At 64.3% G+C, this 18,911-nt stretch carries 18 protein-coding genes; 13 read left to right on the forward strand and 5 right to left on the reverse strand.

The window, feature by feature from the left end:
* Positions 1-64 precede the first annotated feature (64 nt).
* Together IGX34_RS03540 and IGX34_RS03545 are read left to right on the forward strand one after the other, a co-directional pair.
* The gene (locus IGX34_RS03540) at positions 65-1,366 is read left to right on the forward strand and encodes an ABC transporter permease (RefSeq protein WP_192554268.1); all 1,302 of its coding nucleotides are present in this window, start codon (positions 65-67) and stop codon (positions 1,364-1,366) included.
* Between the two features lie 8 nt (positions 1,367-1,374).
* The gene (locus tag IGX34_RS03545; RefSeq protein WP_192554269.1) at positions 1,375-2,589 is read left to right on the forward strand and encodes an ABC transporter permease; all 1,215 of its coding nucleotides are present in this window, start codon (positions 1,375-1,377) and stop codon (positions 2,587-2,589) included.
* Here the strand turns inward: IGX34_RS03545 and IGX34_RS03550 are convergent.
* Together IGX34_RS03550 and IGX34_RS03555 are read right to left on the reverse strand one after the other, a co-directional pair.
* Positions 2,581-3,537 (reverse strand): DUF2268 domain-containing putative Zn-dependent protease, encoded by a 957-nt coding sequence (locus IGX34_RS03550; RefSeq protein WP_192554270.1) that lies wholly within the window; start codon positions 3,535-3,537, stop codon positions 2,581-2,583. The two genes, IGX34_RS03545 and IGX34_RS03550, sit on opposite strands and share 9 nt — an antisense overlap.
* 32 nt (positions 3,538-3,569) lie before the next feature.
* The gene (locus tag IGX34_RS03555) at positions 3,570-5,903 is read right to left on the reverse strand and encodes a S9 family peptidase (protein ID WP_192554271.1); all 2,334 of its coding nucleotides are present in this window, start codon (positions 5,901-5,903) and stop codon (positions 3,570-3,572) included.
* Positions 5,904-6,091: 188 nt separating this feature from the next.
* On the opposite strand from IGX34_RS03555, the gene IGX34_RS03560 reads away from it, so the two are divergent.
* Positions 6,092-6,478: an acyl-CoA thioesterase gene (locus IGX34_RS03560; protein WP_192554272.1), complete on the forward strand. Its 387-nt coding sequence runs from the start codon at positions 6,092-6,094 to the stop codon at positions 6,476-6,478.
* A gap of 5 nt (positions 6,479-6,483) precedes the next feature.
* A complete protein-coding gene (locus IGX34_RS03565; RefSeq protein WP_192554273.1) occupies positions 6,484-7,233 on the forward strand; it encodes a glutathione S-transferase family protein in 750 nt (249 codons plus the stop codon).
* A gap of 92 nt (positions 7,234-7,325) precedes the next feature.
* Here the strand turns inward: IGX34_RS03565 and IGX34_RS03570 are convergent, their stop codons facing one another.
* Positions 7,326-8,225, reverse strand: coding sequence for a LysR family transcriptional regulator (locus IGX34_RS03570; protein ID WP_192554274.1), 900 nt, complete (start codon positions 8,223-8,225; stop codon positions 7,326-7,328).
* A gap of 105 nt (positions 8,226-8,330) precedes the next feature.
* On the opposite strand from IGX34_RS03570, the gene IGX34_RS03575 reads away from it, so the two are divergent.
* The 8 genes from IGX34_RS03575 (at position 8,331) to IGX34_RS03610 (ending at position 15,781) form a co-directional block, all read left to right on the forward strand.
* Positions 8,331-9,323 carry an aldo/keto reductase gene (locus tag IGX34_RS03575; protein WP_192554275.1) on the forward strand — a complete coding sequence of 331 codons (993 nt, stop codon included), beginning with the start codon at positions 8,331-8,333 and terminating at the stop codon, positions 9,321-9,323.
* A 38-nt stretch (positions 9,324-9,361) separates the two neighbouring features.
* A complete protein-coding gene (gene queF / locus IGX34_RS03580; RefSeq protein ID WP_192554514.1) occupies positions 9,362-10,186 on the forward strand; it encodes an NADPH-dependent 7-cyano-7-deazaguanine reductase QueF in 825 nt (274 codons plus the stop codon).
* 175 nt (positions 10,187-10,361) lie between these two features.
* The gene (locus IGX34_RS03585) at positions 10,362-10,976 is read left to right on the forward strand and encodes a hypothetical protein (protein WP_192554276.1); all 615 of its coding nucleotides are present in this window, start codon (positions 10,362-10,364) and stop codon (positions 10,974-10,976) included.
* A gap of 244 nt (positions 10,977-11,220) precedes the next feature.
* On the forward strand, positions 11,221-13,779 hold the full coding sequence (gene mprF, locus IGX34_RS03590) for a bifunctional lysylphosphatidylglycerol flippase/synthetase MprF (protein WP_225737161.1): 2,559 nt from the start codon (positions 11,221-11,223) through the stop codon (positions 13,777-13,779).
* Positions 13,776-14,579, forward strand: coding sequence for an AcvB/VirJ family lysyl-phosphatidylglycerol hydrolase (locus tag IGX34_RS03595; RefSeq protein ID WP_192554278.1), 804 nt, complete (start codon positions 13,776-13,778; stop codon positions 14,577-14,579). The genes mprF and IGX34_RS03595 overlap by 4 nt, the downstream gene beginning before the upstream one ends.
* Before the next feature lie 214 nt (positions 14,580-14,793).
* On the forward strand, positions 14,794-15,015 hold the full coding sequence (locus IGX34_RS03600; RefSeq protein ID WP_192554279.1) for a CsbD family protein: 222 nt from the start codon (positions 14,794-14,796) through the stop codon (positions 15,013-15,015).
* 288 nt (positions 15,016-15,303) lie between these two features.
* Positions 15,304-15,537 carry a CsbD family protein gene (locus tag IGX34_RS03605; RefSeq protein ID WP_192554280.1) on the forward strand — a complete coding sequence of 78 codons (234 nt, stop codon included), beginning with the start codon at positions 15,304-15,306 and terminating at the stop codon, positions 15,535-15,537.
* Positions 15,538-15,607: 70 nt separating this feature from the next.
* Positions 15,608-15,781 (forward strand): DUF1328 domain-containing protein, encoded by a 174-nt coding sequence (locus IGX34_RS03610; protein ID WP_192554281.1) that lies wholly within the window; start codon positions 15,608-15,610, stop codon positions 15,779-15,781.
* Between the two features lie 78 nt (positions 15,782-15,859).
* Here IGX34_RS03610 and IGX34_RS03615 read toward each other — a convergent pair whose 3' ends face one another.
* Positions 15,860-16,729: a hypothetical protein gene (locus IGX34_RS03615; RefSeq protein ID WP_192554282.1), complete on the reverse strand. Its 870-nt coding sequence runs from the start codon at positions 16,727-16,729 to the stop codon at positions 15,860-15,862.
* 98 nt (positions 16,730-16,827) lie between these two features.
* Between IGX34_RS03615 and IGX34_RS03620 the strand changes: the two genes are divergently transcribed.
* Positions 16,828-17,292, forward strand: a complete 465-nt coding sequence (locus IGX34_RS03620; protein WP_192554283.1) for a GNAT family N-acetyltransferase — start codon at positions 16,828-16,830, stop codon at positions 17,290-17,292.
* Here the strand turns inward: IGX34_RS03620 and IGX34_RS03625 are convergent.
* Positions 17,289-18,158 carry an alpha/beta hydrolase gene (locus IGX34_RS03625; protein ID WP_192554284.1) on the reverse strand — a complete coding sequence of 290 codons (870 nt, stop codon included), beginning with the start codon at positions 18,156-18,158 and terminating at the stop codon, positions 17,289-17,291. The two genes, IGX34_RS03620 and IGX34_RS03625, sit on opposite strands and share 4 nt — an antisense overlap.
* Positions 18,159-18,911 lie beyond the last annotated feature (753 nt).

Genomic DNA, 18,911 nt, shown 5'->3' on the forward strand with positions numbered 1-18,911 from the left:
GCAAACGCCTGCAGACATGCAGGCGCCGGGACCGCTTGCGTCCGCTTTGAGGGAGTTCCCACGCATGTTCGGCTACTACTTTTGGCTGGCGATCCATGGCCTGAAGCGCAACCGGATCATCACCACGCTGATGATCCTCGCCATCGGCCTGGGCATCGGCGCCAGCATGACCATGATCACCGTGTTGCATGTGATGTCCGGCGATCCGCTGCCGGGGCGCAGCCAACATTTGTACGTGCCGGTCATCGACGCCAAGCCCGCACACGAAAACCTGCCCAAGCGCGCCACGCCGGACGACGACCTGACCTGGCCGGATGCGATGTACCTGCTGCATGCCGCGCGCGCCGAACGCCAGGCCGCGATGGCCGCAGGTCCGTTGCCGGTGCATCCGGAGAATGCCGCCCAGCATCCCTTCTTCGAACGCGGACACTACGTCACCGCCGATTTCTTTCCGATGTTCGACACGCCGTTCCTGGCCGGACGCGGCTGGACCCACGACGACGATGAAGCGCACGCACGCGTGGTCGTGCTCAACGCCACGCTCAGCCAGAAACTATTCGGCAGCGCCCCGGCCATCGGCCGCAGCGTGCGCCTGAAGAACGTCGACTTCCGGGTGATCGGCGTGCTGGATCACTGGCAGCCGCAGCCTACGTTCTATGCCTCGATCGACGAGCGCTCGTTCGGACGCACGGACCAGTTTTTCCTGCCGCTGCAGACAGCGATGGAATTGAAATTCGACGTCGACGGCCAGCTCTCTTGCTGGAGCAGCGGCGGCGATGCGCGCAGCAGCGACCATTGCAGCTGGCTGCAGTTCTGGGTGCAGCTGAGCAACCCGGCCAGTGTGCAGACCTATCGCGATTTTCTCGCCGACTACTGGCGCGAGCAGCAGGCACACGGCCGGTTTCCGCGCCCGGTGGATCCGCGCCTGTATGCCTTGATGGACTGGCTCAGCTACCAGCACGTGATTCCTGACGACCTGCGTCTGCAGCTGTGGCTCGCGCTGGGTTTTCTCGGCGTCTGCACGGTGAATATCGTCGGCTTGCTGCTGGCCAAATTCTTGCGTCGCAGTGGCGAACTCAGTGTGCGCCGCGCGCTCGGTGCACGGCGGCGCGATCTGTTCCTGCAGCTCGGCGTGGAAGCGGCCGTGATCGGTGTGGCCGGCGGCGTGCTGGGCGTGCTGCTGGCCGAATTGGGTTTGTGGAGCGTGCGCCAGCGGCCGGACGGCTATGCGCAATTGGCGCAAATGGATCCGGCAATGCTGGCCGGCACCTTCGCCCTCGCGGTATCGAGCAGTGTGCTGGCTGGCCTGCTGCCGGCCTGGCGTGCCTGCAATATCACCCCTGCCTTGCAACTGAAAACCCAATGAGGCCCCGCATGTCGCTTCCGCCCGTCATCGCCAGCCTCAGCCGCCACAAGCTCACCGCCTTGCTGCTGGTGCTGCAGGTAAGCCTGACCTGCGCCATCGTCTGCAATGTCGCCTTCATGATCATCCATCGCAGCGAACAGCTGCATCAGCCCAGCGGCGTGGCCGAAGACGAGCTGGTGATGATCGAGAGCAGCGATCTGGATCAAAACGCGCAGCCGCTGGTACGCCACACCACCGACCTGGCGGCATTGCGGGCGATTCCCGGCGTGACGTCGGTGGCCGCCATCGACGCGCTGCCGTTCAACCGCAACGACTGGAGCAATGGCATCGCGCTGTCGAAAGATGGCACCGCCATCACCAGCGCCACCGCCTTCAACGGTACGCAGGACGAACTGGCCACGCTTGGCCTGCATCTGATCGAAGGCCGCCATTTTCTGCCTGACGAATACATCCCGCTCGACAGCGCGCACGACTGGGCCGGCATCGATCACGTCTCTGCCGCGATCGTGACGCGCGCATTGGGCCAGAAGCTGTTTCCGGGCCAGGATCCGCTGGGCAAGACCATCTATGCCGGCGACGGGCCGACGCGCATCGTCGGCGTGGTCGATCGGCTGACCCGCCCGCATACGCACGAAGACGACAGCAACGATTACGCCACGCTGTTCCCGATGCTGCCCGACACCAACGAAATCATTTATGTACTGCGCACCGCACCGCAGGAACGCGAGCGCGTGCTCAAGCAAGCAGCCAGCGTGCTCAACCGGCTGGATGAAAATCGCATCCTGCAGCACGCGCAAACCTTCACGCAGCTGCGTGCGCAGTATTTCCAGCACAACCGCACCATGATCAGCCTGCTGGTGGCGGCGGCGCTGGGGCTGTTTGCGGTAACCGCGATCGGCATTGGCGGGCTGGCCAATTTCTGGGTGCAGCAGCGGCGGCGCAGTATCGGCGTACGCCGTGCGCTGGGCGCCACGCGCACCGATATCCTGCGCTACTTCCAGGGCGAGAATCTGCTGATCGTCAGCGCTGGCATCGTGGTGGGTGCGGTGCTGGCCTATGCGCTCAACCTCGCCCTGATGGAGTACTACGAACAGGCGCGGTTGCCGCCGGCTTATCCGCTCGCCTGCGCGTTGTCGCTATGGCTGCTGGGCCAGCTGGCCGTGCTGGGACCGGCCTTGCGCGCGGCCGCGGTGCCGCCAGTGATCGCGACGCGCTCAGCCTGACGCGTCGGCCGCCGCCAAGCTGCGCAGCGCAGCCATCACCTGCGTATCGGCCTGCGCGGGCGTCCAGGCGGCGATACGTGCAAGGCTGTTGTGCCGGCGCAGATAACGGATCACCTGCAGGCCGAGCCAGTAGCCGCTGCGGTTGGGCAGGCCTTGCTGATACGGCTGTCTGGCGGCATTGAACCAACGCTTGAAGACTTCCGGATGCGCAGGATCGATTGCCTGCGCGCGCGCATCGGCCAGGAAGCGTCGCGCAATCTCCGGCAGGCGACTGGCCGGCAGCGTGCCGAGCTCCGCCTGCAGCAGCAGCTCGCCGTCGTCGTGCCCGCTTGAAAGCTGGCTGCTGACGTAGGTAGCCAGACCTTCCTCGAACAGCGGAATGGTCAGCGGCACATCCGGCATCACGCCATCGTTGCGAAAGCCTCGGTGCCGGGCGTGATAAAGATGGAACAGCTCGTGCGGCACCACGATATCGAGCTGTGCCTGTTCCAGCGCCAGGCTGTCTACGGCAAACGCCAGCACCGGACTGCCGTCGGCGAGCACACCGCTTTTTGCATCGAAGTTCGGCGCCAGCAACAGATAGACAGGCGGCTTGGCGTCGGCATCCGGAAACCATTGGCGAAAGCGCGGCAGGGTCTGCTCCAGCATGTGCTGCAAGGCCGCCGCTTCAGCAGGAAGCCCGCGAGCGATGCCCGGATACTCGGCGAAACGCTGCTGCAACAGGCGCTGCCTGGTCTGCCGCCAATCCGGATGCAGCGCCGTTTCCCATACCACCGAGGCATACAGGCTGCGCTGCGGGTCTTCGACCGCGCGATCCCAGGCCTGCAGTTGCTGCGCAAAGGGTTGCCCTTGCGCAGCGGTCCAGAAGCTTGCAAAAGATGCCGTAATCGCGGGCGTCGGCGTGGCGCACCATGCCGGCATCGCCACCGCGGGCAGCAACACGCTCAAGAGCCGTATTGCTGCGCGCGGAAGCACGCGGCTCAGCGCCAGGGCCAGGGCTTGAGCGCGTATTCCTTCGGCGGCGTGTCGCCGGCGAGGTTATGCACGAAGTAGTCCCAGCGGCGACGGGTGACATACGGCGTATCGTCCGCATAGCCGTGATGCTCGTTGGGCAGGAACAACATGTCGAAGTCCTTGTTCGCCTTGATCAGCGCATTCACCACCAGCAAGGTGCTGTACGGCGGTACGTTGTCGTCGATCGAACCGTGCACCAGCATCAGCTTGCCCTTGAGGTTCTTGGCGATCAGCTGGTTGGCCTGGTTGTCGTAGCTGGTGGTGCCGTCTTTGTTGACGGTGAGCAGGCCCTGCCACTTCTCGGCCCAGTCGTCTTCGTAGATGCGGTTGTCGTGATTGCCGCTTTCGGCCCAGCCGACCTTGAAGAAGTCCGTATAGGTGAACATCGCATCCGCGGTGGCATTGCCGCCGCCGGAATGGCCCCAGATGCCGACGCGGTCCAGATCGATCCACGGATAGCGCTGGCCCAGCTGCTTGATCGCCGTCACCTGGTCGGGCAGCGTGTTGTCGCCCATCTGGCCGAACCACTCATCGTGGAAGGCCTTGGAACGCCACGGCGTACCCATGCCGTTGATCGCCACCACCACAAAGCCCAGCTCGGCGAGCGACTGGTTGTCGCCGTGCGAAGGCAGGAAGCCGAAGGTGAACACCGAACCGGTCTGCGGTCCCGGATAGATGTAGTCGACCACCGGATATTTCTTCTGCGGATCGAAATGCGTGGGCTTGAACATCAGGCCGTACAGTTCGGTCTTGCCGTCGCGCGCCTTCACCGTGAACGGTTCCGGCGGCTGCCAGCCGGTGGCGACCAGGCGCGACACATCGGCCTTGGCCACCGTCGCGACAGTGTGGCCGTCGCCGGCATCGCGCAGCACCGTGACCGGTGCGGTGGTGGTGGTGGAATAGCTGTCGACGAAGTACTTGCCGTCGTCGGACAGGGTGATGCGGTGATCGGCCGGTTCCGGCGTCAACAACACCGGCTCGCCGCCGTCCAGGCTCACCTTCCAGAACTGCTCGTAATAGGGATTCACGCCCGGCGTGCGGCCTACGCCGCGGAACCACACGGTGCGCGTCTTGGCATCCACCTTCAGCACTTCGGTGACATTGCCTTCGCCGTTGGTGATCGCGTGCTTGAGCTGGCCGTTACTCAGGTCGTAGAGATACAGGTTGCCCCAGTTGTTGCGCTCGCTGAACCAGATCGCTTCATGCGTATCCGGCAGGTAGCGCCAGTTCACCATGCCGTTGCCGCTTTCGTAGTAGGTCGGCACGTCTTCGTGGAACACGGTGCGCACGGCGCCGGTCTTGGCGTCGGCGTTGCGGAAGGTTTCGTGCTTGTGGTCGCGCGAGGTGGAGACGAAGGCCAGCGTCTTGCCGTCCGTCGCCCACTTCACATCGTCCCAGCCGCCGTCCTCGCCACAGCTCACGTCATCGCACAGGCTGGAGCGATGCTGGTCGGCCGGCATCTTCAGGCGCACCAGCTTGTGCATCGGCACGTCGACGATCACGCGCTCGATCATGCTGACGTGCTGATCGCCCGGCAGCGGATATTTCCACGACTGCAGCTCCGGATGGCCGGCGCGCGTGGTGACCAGGTACATGTCGCCGTCCTGGCGCTGGTCCTGCTGGAAAGTCGCGATCTGCTTCGAATCGGGCGACCACTCCAGGATGGCGTTGTCGGTGTGCTTCCAGCCGGCGTTGTCGGTGGCGTAGCCGAAATTTTCCACGCCGTCGGTGGTGAGCTGGGTTTCCTTGCCGGTGGCGACATCGCGCACCCACAGGTTCCAGTTGCGGATAAAGGCTTCCTGCTTGCGGTCGGGCGAGAGCACGCCCGGCTCCTTGCCTTCCTTCACCGCGGTGCAGTTGCCCGCGTCCTTGAGGTCGCACAGATAATGCTTGGCGCCGACTTCGATCTCGGCGCGGCCGTCGGCGGCCACGCGGTAATCGCTCACGCGCAGCTTGTCGGCTTTTGCCGTGGCGTCGCCGGCCTTGTTCAGGGCGGCGGCGAGTTTGGCCTGGTCGAGCAGCGGCGATGCGCTACCGCCGGCAGCATCCATCTGCATGTAATGGTCGCCGCTGGCGTCATGATCGACGTACCAGAAATGCGTGCCGTCCAGCCAATGCACCGTGCTCACCGCGTGGTCCACCAGCGGCGTGGTGTTGTAGGCCATGAAACGTTCGGCCTGCGCATAATCTTGCGCCGTCAACGTGCGGCCGTCGGCCAGCGCGCTGCCAGAACCCGCTGCCGTAAGCAGCCCACACACCAGTGCGCCGTAAAGGCGCGACGTGCCGATTGTCGAACGCATGTCTGCTCCCAATAAAAACGTGTGCAACACAGCCACCCTATCGTTAGCACGGCTGTCCCCAACCTGTCATCGTAAACCCGCCCGGCATCCCCCACCCCTGCCAAAGGTATCGAGCGCCGGCTCCCTACGGATGGCGCGCCGCCCGGGCCGGCCTTATTGTGTGCGTCCCTACCTGCCCCCGATACCCCATGAGCAACGATTTTCACGAAGCACGCCTGCTGGAAATGGTTTTCCCCGATCACACCAACCACCTGGGCACCCTGTTCGGCGGCCAGGCACTGGCCTGGATGGACAAGGCGGCCTTTATCGTCGCCTCGCGCTATGCACGCCGCACGGTGGTCACCGCGCGCTCGGAGGAAGTGAATTTCCGCGTGCCGGTGCGCAAGGGCCAGCTGGTGGAACTGGTGGCGCGCATCGTCGGCACCGGCCACAGCTCGATGAAGGTGGAAGTGGAAATGACCGCGGAAGACCCGCTCACCGGCGACCGCCGCGTCTGCACCACTGGCCGCTTCGTGATGATCGCACTCGATTCCAACGGCTCGCCGACACCGGTGCCGCCGCTGGCTGGCGCCTGACGACCATGTCCCAGCCATTGACCGTTATCGGCAACTACCTTTCGCCTTATGTGCGCAAAGTGCTGGCCTGCCTGGAACTGAAAGGCATCGACTACCGCATCGATCCGATCACGCCCTTCGTCGGCGATGAGCAGTTCTCCCGCCTGAGCCCGTTGCGGCGCGTGCCGGTGCTGCTCGACGGCGAACTGGTGCTCAACGACTCCAGCGTGATCTGCCAGTACCTGGAAGACAAATACCCCGCACCGTCGCTGTATCCGGTCGATATCGTGCAGCGTGCCAAGGCGCGCTGGCTGGAGGAATACGCCGATACGCGGCTGGCCGACGTATTGGTGTGGCGACTGTTCTATCAGCTCGCCGTACTGCGCTACGTATTCAATGAGCCGACCGACGAAGACATGGTGCGCAAGGCGCGCGAGGTGGATATTCCCGCGGCGCTCGACTATCTGGAAACGCAGCTGCCGGCGGAAGGCTTTGTGTTCGACGAGCTGTCGATCGCCGATATCAGCCTCGCCTCCTATTTCCGCACGGCCGCGTTCGTGCGCTACACCGTCGATGCGCAAAAATGGCCGCGCGTAGCAGCGCTGCTGCAGCGAACCCAGGCCCTGCCGGCGTTCCAGAAACTGGCGCACTTCGAAGACAGCATGCTGCGCATGCCGCTGGCGCAGCAGCGCGAGGCATTGGCGGCAGCAGGAGCGCCGCTGACACCGCAGACGATGGCCACCAACGTCGCTCGCCACGGGCTGCCAAGAAGCTGAGCGCAGGTTGGGGTGCCCCGGACTTGATCCGGGGGTAACCCAACGATGTCGCTACGAAGAAAGATTGTTGGGTTACGCGGTGCTAACCCAACCTATAACTGCTTGCTCATCACATCCACCATCCAATCCACGAATACCCGCAGTCGCGCCGGCAGCTGCCGATGCGGCGGATACAACACCGTTACCGGCAAGGATGGCGGCGGCATAGCCGGCAGGATCTGGCGCAAGGTGCCGTTGGCCAAGGCCTCCGCCACGCGATAACGCGGAAACTGCGCAATCCCCAGCCCGTGTTCGCAACAAGCCAGGTACGCCTCCACGCCGCTTACCGCGACAAACCCGGGCATGCTCACCTCGCGCCGCTTGCGCCCCACCATGAATTCCAGCGGTTCGTTGCGATGGGTGGTGGGCGAGGTCCAGTTCACGGCGTAATGCCCGTGCTGCAGATCGGCCAGCGTCTGCGGCGCACCGTGCTTGCGCACATAGCTGGTGCTGGCCACCGTCAGCTGTTCCAGCATGCCGACGCGGCGCCCGACCAGGCCCGAATCCGGCAGCTTGCCCACGCGCAGTACGCAGTCCACGCCTTCGCGCAGCAAGTCGACGAAATGGTCGCCGGTGCCGATATCCAGTTCCAGCAGGGGATAGCGCGCGAAGAACGCCGGTAGCGCCGGAATCAGCCACAGGCGTCCCATTTGCGCCGGCACGTCGATGCGCAGACGGCCGCGCGGCTGCACATTGGCTTCGCGAAAATCCGTTTCGACTGCATCCATCTCGGCCAGCAGGCGCACGCAATGGCTGTAATACGCCTCGCCATCGCGAGTGGTCTGCACGCGCCGCGTAGTCCGCCGCAACAGCTGGGTACCCAGCCGCGTCTCCAGCCGCTTGATGCTATGGGTGACGGTGGCGCGCGGCAGGTTCAGGTCATCGGCGGCGGCGGTGAAGCTGCCCAGTTCGACGATCCGCGTAAACAGGCGCATGGCATCGAGGCGGTCCATGGATTGTTGATCCAGATGGAATGGTGATGCCCATTATTGAGTATTTATCGCAGGCCCGCATGCACTGAAGATGCGCTATCCCCCGCCCCCACCATGAGACTCATCATGCAGACACGCACACTCGGCAAGCACGGTCCGGCTGTCTCCGCCCTCGGCCTCGGCTGCATGGGCATGAGCGATTTCTACGGCAAGCGCGACGACGCCGAATCGATCGCCACCATCCAGCACGCGCTGGACCGCGGCATCACCCTGCTCGATACGGCCGACATGTACGGCCCCTTCATCAATGAAGAACTGGTCGGCAAGGCGATCAAGGGCCGCCGCGAGGATGCGTTCCTGGCCACCAAGTTCGGCATCGTGCGCGATCCGAACGATCCGGCCAAGCGCGCCATCAGCGGCCGTCCGGAATATGTGCGCGCCAGCTGCGACAACAGCCTCAAGCGCCTGGGCGTGGAGCGCATCGACCTGTATTACCAGCACCGCGTGGATCCGAATGTGCCGATCGAGGAAACCGTCGGCGCGATGGCCGAGCTGGTGGCCGCGGGCAAGGTGCGTTATCTGGGCCTGTCCGAAGCCTCGGCGCAGAACATCGAGCGTGCCAGCAAGGTGCACCCGATCAGCGCACTGCAGAGCGAGCTGTCGCTGTGGACGCGCGATCCGGAAGAGAACGGCACGCTCGCCATGTGCCGCAAGCTGGGCGTGGCACTGGTGGCGTATTCGCCGCTGGGCCGCGGCTTCCTGACCGGATCGATCACCCGGCCGGAGGATTTCGAGGCCAACGATTTCCGCCGCACCAATCCGCGTTTCGTCGGCGAGAACTTCGCGCGCAACCTGCTGCTGGTCGAGCAGGTCAAGACCATGGCCCTGGAAAAAGGCTGCACGCCGGCCCAGCTCGCGTTGGCCTGGGTACTGGCGCAAGGCCCCGACGTGCTGGCCATTCCGGGCACCAAGCAGCGCGCGCGCCTGGATGAAAACCTCGGCGCGCTGGAGGTGCAGCTGAGCCAGGAAGACCTAGCCTCAATCGAGCGGATTTTCCCGGTGGAAGCCGTATCCGGTGCGCGCTATACCGAAGCCGGCATGGTGCATATCAATAAATAAGCCAGCGGCAGCGCATGCCGCGCAGTAAAATGCGCGGCATGAGCACTCCCGAACACTCCCCGCTCGGCAAGCACACCGTCTACGCCGACCGCTACGATCCCAGCCTGCTGTTCCCCATTCCGCGCCAGGCCAAGCGCGACGACATCGGCGTGCAACAGCCGCTGCCGTTCCACGGCGTGGATATCTGGAACGCCTACGAGCTGTCGTGGCTGGACATGCACGGCAAGCCGGTGGCGGCCGTGGCCGAATTCCACGTGCCGGCGACCTCGCCGAACATCATCGAATCGAAGTCGTTCAAGCTGTATCTCAACGGCTTTGCGCAGGAACCGCTGGCCAACGCCGCTGCGCTGAACGCCCTGCTGCAGCAGGACCTTTCGCGTGCCGCCGGCGCGCCGGTGATGGTGTATATCCGCGAACCGCGCGCGGCCAGGCATGTTTTTGCCGATCTCGAGGGCGAATCGATCGACGCGCTGCCGGTCGCCATCGACCACTACGGACCGCCCAGGCCCGACTATCTGCGCGCCGACAGCAACGGCAGCACCGTCGAGGAAATGCTGGTCTCCGACCTGCTGCGCTCCAACTGCCCGGTCACCGGCCAGCCCGACTGGGGCAGCGTGCAGATCGCCTACCGCGGCCATGCGCTGGATCGCGAAGGCCTGCTGCGCTACCTCGTGTCCTTCCGCACGCACAACGAATTCCACGAGCAGTGCGTGGAGCGCATTTTCGTCGACCTCATGCAGCACTGCCGCCCGGAGCGGCTGAGCGTGTATGCGCGCTATACGCGTCGCGGCGGCCTGGACATCAACCCCTTCCGCAGCAGCGAAGCCGGCCTGCCGGCGAATCTCCGCGGCGCGCGGCAATAGCCGCCAGGCCGCTCCAGGCACGGACGGCTACACGGCTTTCCGCCTGCTGCTCGGGTACACTCTGCCGCCCTGCTGGTCATCGGCACTTCAGATCGAGGGCGCTAGCCTTGCCAGCTGCTCCAAGGTCGTTGGCCTTACGGCTTCTCCCGCACTATCAAATTTCGGAATTCCGCCCATGAAACTCTCCGCACGTTCCGCCGCCCTCTACAGCGTCACGTTTGCCGGCCTGCTGGCGCTCAGCGCCTGCGGCAAGAACGAGCAGCAGCCGGCGAACCAGCCTGCCGCGTCGAGCACGGCGCCGGCCCCGGCGGCAGCGGGCACCGCCGCCAAGCCGGCGGCGACCAGCACCGCACCGGCCGCACCGGCGCCGGCCCCGGCCAGCACCGCCACGGCTCCGGCGCATGCCGCCACCGCAGCGGCTGCCGCCCCGGCCACGGCTGACAACAGCGGCTTCCAGGTCAGCGGCGTGACCCTGGGCGATGCGGTCACCCCGGACCACAAGGTGAAGAAGGACATGACCACCTTCTCGCCCAGCCAGAAGACCATCTACGTCAGCGTCGACACCAGCGGCAGCACCGCCGGTGCCACGCTCAACGCCAAGTGGAGCTACCTGGAAGGCAGCAGCCAGCTGGTCACCAGCACCAGCCAGTCGATCATCGCCGACGGCCCGGCCACCACTACCTTCCGCGTGCAGAACCCGAACCTGTGGCCGGAAGGCAAGTACAAGGTGGATATCTCGCTCGACGGCAAGCAGGTGCAGAGCAAGAACTTCGAAGTCAAGAAGGGCTGAGCTGCATCGACATGATGTAAACCGGGGCGCCCCGACGGGCGCCCTTTTTCTGTTGATGGCATGGCGTTGCGCAAGCTGTATTTGATCCGGCGCATGTCGCGCACCACACACACATCGTTGCAAAAGGCGTCGCAGGTTATTAACTGCAATGGCCAGTGTGGCACCATCAACAGGCTGGGGAATCGAGAGAGTCAGTAGCGTGGAGCAACAAGGCGGGGCCGAAGTCCTTAGCCAGGAAGATGCCTTGAGCCGGCAGGGCCCGGTGTGGTTGCGCCGGTTCGCAGGCCCGGTGCTGTCGGTGATGATGCTGGGCCTGGCCTTGTGGGCGCTGTACCGGCTGGCCGGCGAAGTGAGCTATCACCAGGTGGGCGAATACATGCACCGCCTGCGGCGCGGGCGCATCGGCCAGGCGATCGTGCTTACCGCGCTGGGCTATGCGGTGATGCCGCTGTACGACCTGTTCGCGCTGCAGAGCATCGGCCGCAAGCTGCCGCGCTCGCGCGTGGCGCTGATCTCCTTCATCAGCTACGCCTTCAGCAACACGCTGGGCATGGCGATGCTGGTTTCCGGCTCGATCCGCTATCGCTTCTATATCCAGGCAGGCCTGTCTACGCTGGAAGTGGCCAAGGTGGTGCTGTTCTGCACGATCAGCTTCTGGCTGGGCCTGTTTGCGATCACCGGCACCACGCTGCTGCTGGTGCCCTTGCCGCCCGGCCTGCCGCTGACGCATGCACGCGTGCTGCTGGGCATCTGCCTGTGCGCCATGCCACTGCTGTGGCTGCTCGGCGGCAGCGTGTTGCGGCGGCCGTTCCGGGTGTGGCGTTGGGCGGTGAAAATGCCGCCGGTAACGGTGGGATTGCGCCAGGTCTTCGTCGGCGCGCTGGACTGGGGCCTGGCCGCAGCCGTGCTGTATGCGCTGATGCCGGATGCGATGGACCTGCACTTCGGCTCGTTCCTGGCGATCTTCGCGCTGGCGCAGATCGCCGGCCTGATCAGCCACGTGCCGGGCGGCCTGGGCGTGTTCGAAGCGGTGATGCTGGCCGGCTTCGGCGCCGCCGGCAACCAGGCGCATTCGGCGCCGATTCTCGGCGCGCTGGCCGCCTATCGCGGCGTCTACTATTTGCTGCCGCTGTGTGCGGCGACGGTGGCAGTGGTGATCCGCGAAGCACGCGGCGTGCGCCAGGCGGCGCTGCTGTCGCCGTGGTTCAACGGCATCCTGCCGCCGTTCTTCGCCGGGCTCACCCTGGTCTCCGGTGCGGTGCTGCTGTTCTCCGGCGCCACCGCCGTGCTGCCGGGCCGTCTGGAATTGCTCAGCGATCTGCTGCCGCTGTCGGTGCTGGAGGTATCGCACTTCCTCAACAGTGTGATCGGCATGTCGCTGCTGATCCTCGCGCGCGGCCTGCAGCGCCGGCTCGATGCGGCCTACTGGCTGACGTTGGTGCTACTGATCGCGGGTGCGGTGGTATCGCTGCTCAAGGGCATCGACTACGAAGAAGCGGGCCTGCTGATCCTGCTCGCGGTGGCGCTGGCGCCCGCGCATCGCCTGTTCTATCGGCGCGCCTCGCTGTTCGACATCACCTTCTCGTTCGGCTGGCTGCTGGCCTGCGCCACCGTGCTGGGCTGCACCGTGTGGCTGGTGTTTTTCAGCTACCAGCACGTGGAATACAGCAGTGACCTGTGGTGGCAATTCAGTTTCTATCACGGCAACGCACCACGCGCGCTGCGTGCGCTGGTCGGCGCCACCGGCGTGGCCTTGCTGTTTGCGCTGACCTCGCTGATCCGCTCGGCGCGCTCGCGCCCTACACCGCCGAACGAAGCGGAACTGACGCGTGCATTGCCGCTGATCAAGCAATTCCATTCGGCCCAGGCGCACCTGGCCCTGATGGGCGACAAGAGCCTGTTGTTCGACCCGGCCGATACCGCCTTCATCATGTACAGCATCGAAGGCCGCAGCTGGGTGGCGATGGGCGATCCGGTCGGCCACAACGATCGCGCACGGCAGGAGCTGGTGTGGACCTTCCGCGAACGCTGCGAGCGCGCCGGCGGCTGGCCGGTGTTCTACCAGGTGGCACCGGCCGACCTGGATCTGTATCTGGATGTGGGCATGAGCCTGCTGAAGATCGGCGAAGAAGCACGCGTGCAGCTGGCGCAGTTCAATCTCGACGGCAAGTCGAAGAAGACCTTGCGCGGTACCGTCAACAAGCTCAGCCGCGAAGGCCTACGCCTGGAAATCGTGCCGACCGCCGACGTACCGGCGCTGCTGCCGCGCCTGAAGCCAGTCTCCGATGCGTGGCTGCGCGACAAGCGCGTGCGCGAAAAAGGCTTCTCGCTCGGAGCCTTCGACGAAGCCTATCTGGCCCGCATGCCGATGGCGGTGGTGTGGCAGGACGACAAGCCGATCGCCTTCGCCAACATGTTCCTGTGCGAAAGCATGGAAGAAGCCTCGGTGGACCTGATGCGCCAGCTGCCGGACGGGCCGGCCGGGCTGATGGACTACCTGTTCGTGGAACTGATGCTGTGGGCCAAGGCGCAGGGCTATCGCTGGTTCAACCTGGGCATGGCGCCGCTGTCCGGCCTGCAGAGCCGGCGCCAGGCGCCGCTGTGGAACCGCTTCGGCGCGCTCATCTTCGGTCGGGGCGAGCGCTTCTATAATTTTCAGGGCCTGCACCGCTACAAGGACAAGTTCGACCCCGAATGGGAGCCGCGCTACATGGCGGTGCCGGGCGGCATCGCCTTGCCGGTGGTGCTCACCAATGTTGCCAGCCTGATCTCGGGCGGCCTTACCGGAGTCGTGCGTCGATGAAGTTCCGCATTTTGGCAGTGGTGGTATGCGTAGCCATCGTGGCCGCGCTGATCATCTTCAAACCCCTGCCCCGTCCCAGCATGGAAGACGCCACGGTGAAGCTGCAGCCCACCGCTGCGCCGCCGGCTGGCCACGACGATGTGCTGGCGGTGTTTTTCTCCGGCGACGGCGGCTGGCGCGATCTGGACCAGCAGCTGGGCAACCGCCTGGTCGCGCGCGGCGTGCCGGTGCTGGGCGTGAGCTGCCTGGACTACTACTGGCGCAACCGTTCGCCGGAACAGTCCGCGCAGGAACTGGATGCGCTGATCACCAAGTACACCGCGCAGTGGCACAAGCAGAAAGTGTGGCTGATCGGCTTTTCCTTCGGCGCCGACGTGCTGCCGACCATCGTCAACAAGCTCAGCCCCGCCAATCGCGCGCGCCTGCAGCAGATGGTGCTGCTCTCGCCCAGCCAGGACGTGAACTTCGAGGTGGAGCTGGAAGGCTACATCATGGTGCGCGAGAACTGGCTCAAGACGCATCTGAAGGAAATCATGCAGTCGATCAACCCGGTGCCGCACTATCCGGCACTGCCGCAGATCGACGCACTGCAAAACCGGCCGCCGCTGGTTTGCTACTACGGGCATGACGACAGCGACGACACCGTCTGCGTCGACCCCAAGCTGCCCAAGTGGGTGAAGGTCTACGAAATGCCGGGCGACCATCATTTCGACTACAACTACGACGGCCTTGCCGCACGCATGATCGGCGACCTGCCGCCTGCCGCAGCTGCCGCGTCCACTGCCGCCAGCACGCCATAGCAAGCGCGTCCGGCTTAATAAGCTGCACACGCGCCCATCACGCCGGCGCCGCCTGGCGGCGCGGTACGCCGGTTGCACGCGCCGCCATTCATCCGCGCAGCCAAAGTCGCTTTACGAAGCTGGTACAGGCGGTTTACGCCAGCGGTGCTGAAATCGCTCATTGCGCAGGACACACATGTCCTGCGCCAATCCCTTGAGCGAAAGAGGTGCGGTCATGAACGAAAACATGCTCAGCGACCAGTGGAAATCGCTTGCGCCGAATATCCGGCAACACTGGAACAAGCTCACCGAGCAAGACCTGCAAGTGAGTGCCGGCAGCGAAAGCTATCTGATCGACAAGGTCGAGAAGCGCTATGGCATCAGCCACTCCGAAGCCGAGAAACAGGTTCGCGAGTTCGAGCAGCAAATGAGCAAGCACAGCAAGTCCAAACACTGACCCCGTAACAACCATCCCGCACTGGCATCACCGTCGCGCAACGAGCGCAGGCTGGTGCGGGATGCATGTGCATGGCGCCCGTTATCGCATCGAAGCTGTCGGCGCAAGCCACCCGAACCGATTGCCAACATCGCATCGACGCAGCATCAACAAATCGTGGCCTGAGCGTTCATCTCGCTTAACCGCGGCGTGACAGCGGAACGGATTGTTCACACCTGGCTTGTTCGAATCGTTGCGCCGGATCCAGATATCCCGGCGTCCCAGTCGATATATGCGGAGGTATTGACCATGAACAACGACACGATCAGCGGCCAATGGAAGCAGGTTGCCGGCCAGATCAAGAAGCAGTGGGGCAAGCTGACCGACAACGATCTGAAAGTGATCGAAGGCAATGCCGAAATGCTGTCCGGCCGCCTGCAGGAACGCTATGGCATCGCACGCGACGAGGCCGAACGGCAAGTCCACGAATTCGAGCGGGAGCTCAACCAGAGCCGGCACGACACCAATCCCAGGCCCCACTGATCTGTAGCGGGGGGCGGGCTGGCCCGCTTCCAATCCAGCCGCAAGAGCCATTCATCCACGGGAGATCGCCATGCTTTACTGGGCTGCCGTATTTTTCGTTATCGCGATCATCGCTGCCGTCTTCGGCTTCGGCGGCATTGCTGCCGGCGCGGCGAGCATCGCCAAGATCCTGTTTATCGTGTTCATCGTGCTGTTCGTGCTGTCGCTGATATTCGGCGGCATACGCCGCGGACCGCGACTATGACATCGGCCTGATATTCATAGGCATCCAAATGCCGCGGCGCCTTGGCACCGCGGCATCTTTATGGGGACTCTGGGTAGATCAGGCCCGATTGCTGTGAAATAACGCGATCCGATCACTGCGCAGCACACCTTCCGGCTGCAGCCAGGACGCACCTGCCACCACCGCCGTACACGGACCCAGGGTGCACACGCGAATACGTCGTTCCAGCGCCTGCTGCTCCAGGCGGTCAAGCACATTGCGCAGCATGTCGCCGGTAAACGGCGTGTATAAATAGAACACGGAAGCAGCGGACAGATCGGTCGCGCGCGCATCCTGCCGTAAGAAATTCAAGCTGCCGAGCTGCAGGGTCCGCGCACACTGCTGTGCGCAAGTTACGTAGGCGTTCTCCCATTCCACCCCAATGCAAGGCGCGCCGGTGCAGATCGACACCACCAGCGGCACATGCCCCAGTCCGGCGCCCAGATCCATCAGCACGTCGCCGCGATCCAGCGGCACGCGCCGGATCAGGTCGAAAATATGGCGTGCCGGCGTCGGCTGATAGAACACCATGTCCGGCGCCAGCGCGGCGATCTCATCGCCCGGCTCCGGCCACGGCAGCACGCCGGCAAGCAAGGCATCGAGATAGTCGTATTGCTCCCCATTGCCAGCGAACCCCGCCGCCTGGTCGAACAAGCTTGCGGGTACCCACTGCATCAAGCTCCGCGCACCGTGGCCGTGGCGGATATCCGCACGGATCTGCGCATAGATGCCGCGATTGATCGTCTCCAGGCTCTCGTACAACGCCTTTGCGCGCGACAGCAGCAGCGTATCTGTGGCGACTGCGGATGCATCGAGCAGTGCCTCTTCCAGGCGATCGAGCAGATCGACGCGCTCGCGCAGGCACTCCGGTTGATAGAGCGAGCGATCGTCGTGTCCCTGGTCGAGCAGCCACTGCAAGCTGTGTGTCATGCGGATCGAACGTCCTTCGTCGTGCGCGGCACTCGCGGCGCTGCGCGCATTTCATCATCATGGCGCGGATCCCACCTGTGCCATGACGGAAGCAAACCATGCCGAAAACCATCACCGTGCGTCCGTTCGCGCGCAGCGACTTCGCTGCATGGAAGCCGCTGTGGGAAGGCTATAACGCTTTTTACGGGCGCCACGGCGACACCGCGTTGCCGGAGGACATCAGCCGCACCACCTGGTCGCGCTTCTTCGATACCTACGAGCCGGTGCACGGACTGCTGGCCGAAGCTGGCGGCGAGATGCTCGGCATTGCGCATTATCTGTTCCATCGCAGCACCATCCAGATCGAGCCGGCCTGCTATCTGCAGGATTTGTTCACCGCCAACGAAGCGCGCGGGCAAGGCGTGGGCCGCGCCCTGATCGAAGCGGTATCCCAGCGCGCTGCCGATGCCGGCTGCAAGCGCGTCTATTGGCATACCCACGAAACCAATGCCACCGCCATGCGCCTGTACGACCAGGTCGCGGATAAGTCCGGCTTCGTGGTGTACCGCAAGCTGCTGCCCTAAGCCGTGGCCGAACGCCGCAGCCACTCGGCCAGCCGCGCCAGCACCTGATGGCGGCCGGTCTCGGTTTCGTTGAACAGCTCGTGGAACAGCGTGTCGAAAAAGCGGCTGGTGAGCTGTTTCGTGGCCCATGCGCCATCGGCGAAGGCACGGCTGCCGGAGGGGTCGACCAGCTTGTCGCTGCCGGCTACCAATAGCAGCGTGGGCACACTCAGGCGCCACGCATCGGCAATGCTGGTGGCGCCCGCGCGGAAGATGAAATCAGCCATGCGCGGCGTGATCGCACCACCGCACAGTGGATCGTTGCGGTAGTCCTCGATCACCTGCGGATCGTGCGAGAGCCCGTCCAACGCCAGGCCGCTGCGCAGGGGCAGATTCGGCAACACCCGCGCGAGCACCGCCGCCAGCCGGCGCAGCCAAGGCGCTTCGAAGGTGCGCAAGGCCGGTGAGGAAAGCACCAGCGCCGGCGGCGCCACCCGGCCATCCAGCACAGCGCGCAGCGCTACCGCGCCGCCCATGCTGTGGCCGAGCAAGAGTGGCGGCCGCCCCTGCTGGATGGCGTACTCGTGGTAGACCACCGCCAGATCGCGCAGCAGATCATCGCCATGCCTGAGCGCCGCGCGCTGGCCGCTGGTATGGCCATGCCCGCGCTGGTCGTAGCTGCGCACCGCATGGCCGCGGGCCAGAAACCACTGCGCCAGCTGTTCATAGCGGCCGCTGTGCTCGCCCAGGCCGTGCACGATGAGCACGGCTGCATGGGCCGCAGGATGCGGCCAGTCGCGCACGTACAAGGATTGCCCGTCGGGCATGACCGACCATTTCGCGCCGCCGCCATCCGCTGCATGGCCCCGGCCCGCCACCGAATGCATGTGTTCTTTTCCCTGCATACGCCCCCCTAGCCTGCGTACCTTACCCGCGCCATGCCGGGGCGGGAAGCAGGCATCGATCCGGCGTGACCGCCGTCACATCGAATGGGCCAAGGGCATGGCCGCCGGATACGTCCCACGGATCGTCGTGCACATCGGTATCGGTGTCCAGGCGGGAGCACATCGCCCGACAGCGCAACGCCTGCATCGCATGTATTCGATCCTGGCTACGCGTGCATACCTTGCACAGCGTTCGGCGTGCATGCGTGGCATTTGCATGCAACACATGCCGACGGATGATTCTCACCCATGAAACACCGAGCCCCCGCTAAATCTTTTGCAATAACTGCAGCACGCCATCCATAAGCACGCTTGCGCAAGCCTGACGATATTTATCGCAACTCTTATCTGTTTAAGCGATTAATTCATGCCGATTAGTTTGCAAACATCGAAACACGCTTAATCAGCTGTAAATAATCCTGTAATTCAGCCGTATTTTACGGATGGAAACAATCTGTGAAGACGAATTTCACGACACACAGACGCGCCCCAGACGCCGCACTCTCACAATAAACGACGCGTTAATAGTGATGTCAGAGGCCAGCAAAAAAGCACCGTTTTATTCACGTCAATAAAACCAAAGCGTCATGAAGTGCGGATGGATTCATTGAACCTTGGCGATGTTTGCCAAGTTACGTGTGTTTGCCGAGAGGCTACCGGCCACATGAGGCCGGCGGCGCTTGCTCCTCCCCCGGA

Source organism: Dyella acidiphila, from assembly GCF_014863405.1.
Lineage (GTDB): Bacteria > Pseudomonadota > Gammaproteobacteria > Xanthomonadales > Rhodanobacteraceae > Dyella_B > Dyella_B acidiphila.